Origin of the sequence: Deinococcus pimensis DSM 21231 (assembly GCF_000519345.1) — a bacterium.
Classification (GTDB): Bacteria; Deinococcota; Deinococci; order Deinococcales; family Deinococcaceae; genus Deinococcus_A; species Deinococcus_A pimensis.
Genome location: NZ_KI912635.1, coordinates 55065 through 57220, shown reverse-complemented (window position 1 = coordinate 57220; position 2156 = coordinate 55065). Strand labels below are relative to the sequence as shown.

General features: G+C 71.7%; 3 protein-coding genes and 1 pseudogene. All 4 read left to right on the top strand.

Features of this window, described 5'->3' with window-relative positions; genetic code table 11:
- Positions 1-403, top strand: a 403-nt coding sequence (locus tag DEIPI_RS29355; RefSeq protein ID WP_045233850.1) for an ATP-binding cassette domain-containing protein, incomplete at its 5' end; no start/stop codon positions are given.
- Complete coding sequence (locus tag DEIPI_RS0107380; protein WP_027481354.1) at positions 403-1212, top strand: metal ABC transporter permease; 810 nt, start codon at positions 403-405, stop codon at positions 1210-1212. The genes DEIPI_RS29355 and DEIPI_RS0107380, both read left to right, overlap by 1 nt.
- An 89-nt stretch (positions 1213-1301) precedes the next feature.
- Complete coding sequence (locus tag DEIPI_RS0107375; protein ID WP_027481353.1) at positions 1302-1769, top strand: RrF2 family transcriptional regulator; 468 nt, start codon at positions 1302-1304, stop codon at positions 1767-1769.
- 259 nt (positions 1770-2028) lie between these two features.
- Positions 2029-2156, top strand: a pseudogene (locus tag DEIPI_RS41260) (quinone-dependent dihydroorotate dehydrogenase); the annotation flags it as partial.

Sequence of the window (2156 nt, the reverse complement as noted above, 5' to 3'; positions counted from 1 at the left end):
CGCCCTCGGGGCGCTCGAACGCGCGGGCGCCGCGCACCTCGCGTTCCGCCCGCTCGGCCGCCTCTCCGGCGGGGAACTCCAGCGCACCTACCTCGCGCGCGCCCTCGTGCGGGAGCCCGACCTGATCCTCCTCGACGAACCCGCCACCGGCATCGACGCGCTCGGCGAGAAGGACATGTACGCCCTGCTGGAGCGCGAGCGCCGCGCCCGGCAGGTCACCGTCGCGATGATCACGCACGACTGGGACGTCGCGCACCACCACGCCACGCACGTCGCCGTCATCAACCGGCGCCTGTTCGCCTGCGACCGACCCGCGCTCGCCCTGTGCGACGACTGCCTCGCGCGCGCCTACGGGCACGGCCAGCACGCCCACGCCGCGCCGCTCACCACGAGGGCGCTGTAGTGCTCGACGCGCTCTCCTACCCCTTCTTCCAGAAGGCCCTCGCGGCGGGCGTCATGGTGGGCGCCCTGTGCGGCTACTACGGCGTGTTCGTCGTGCAGCGCGGCCTCTCCTTCCTCGGCGACGGCCTCGCGCACGCCGCGTTCGGCGGGGTGGCGCTCGCGCTGCTGCTCGGCGTCACGCCGCTGTGGGTCGCGCTGCCCTTCGCCGTCGTCGTGGCGCTCGGCATCACGTACCTGCGTCAGCGCACCGACCTCGGCGCGGACACCTCCATCGGCATCTTCTTCGCGGTGTCCGCCGCGCTCGGCGTGCTCTTCCTCGGCCTGAGGAACACCTACACCGTCGATCCCTTCGCGTACCTGTTCGGGTCCATCCTCGGCGTCAGCACGGCCGACCTGTGGACCGTCGCGGCGCTCGTGCTGTTCGCGGCGCTCCTCGTGCCCGGAACGTGGAGGCTCCTCGCGTACGCCACCTTCGACTCCGAGCTCGCGCGCAGCGACCGCGTGGGCGTCCGCGCGCTCGACTACCTGCTCGCCGTCATGGTCGCCGTCACGGTCGTCGTGAGCGTCAAGGTCGTCGGGGTGGTGCTCGTCGCGTCGTACCTCATCATTCCCGCCGCGACCGCGCGTCTGCTCTCGCCCACGCTCTTCCGGATGACCGTCACGAGCGTCGTGCTGGGCCTGCTCGGCTCCGTCGCGGGCCTGTGGATCAGCTACGCCGCCGAGGTCCCGTCGGGCGCGACGGTCGTGCTGACGCAGGCCGCCGTGTTCGCGGTGACGGCCGTCCTCACGCGCCGACGACACGGCGCCTGAAGAAATCCGGGTTTGCATTACGGGATTCCCGGCTTTAACATAGGAATCATTCTCGTCAGGGCCACCCCCGGCGAAGCGGAGGAAGCAGCATGTGGATCTCCACCAAAGCCCAGTACGGCCTGCGCGCCCTCATCGAGATCGGACGGCGTGACGGCGCCGCCGTCCCCCTCAAGGACGTCGCCGACAAACAGGACATCAGCCAGCACTACCTCGAACAGCTCGCCGGACAGCTGCGCCGCAGCGGCTTCATCCGCTCCGTCCGCGGCGCCCACGGCGGCTACCGCCTCGCCCGCCCCGCCGAACAGATTCTCGCCTGGGACGTCGTCGTCGCCATGGAAGGCAGCCTCTCCCCCGTCTCCTGCCTCGAAGACGAGGGCAATTGCGCCCGCTCCGGCTCCTGCGCCACCGAGGGCCTCTGGCGCCGCGTCGAGGACGCCGTCCGCGGCGTCCTCGGCGCCACCACCCTCGCCGACCTCATCCACGAGAACCTCCAGATCGAACAGAGCCGCCTCGTCCAGATCGAACCCAGCTACGGCGCCGCCCTCTCCGGCGACTGACCCGAGCGACGCGGAAGACGCCCCATGGTTCCGCCTGGGGCGTCGGCGCGTCTCCACACTCATGGCGGGGACGGCCCCTCGCTCTTGCCTGGGGCGTCGGCGCGTCTCTACACTCAGTGGCCGCCTGCGTACGCTCTGCCGTCGTACGGATCGGAGCCGTCCGATCCTCTTGCTTCGTGCGTCGGCGCGTCTCCACACTCATGGCGGGGACGGCCCCTCGCTCTTGCCTGGGGCGTCGGCGCGTCTCTACACTCAGTGGGTGTACCGGAGACTGGTTCGCCCCCTGCTGTTCCGCCTCGACGCGGAGGACGCCCACCACCTGACCCTGCGCGGGCTCGGGCTCGGCGTGAGCGCGCCCGTCCTCGGCGCGGCCCTCGGGCCGCCCCG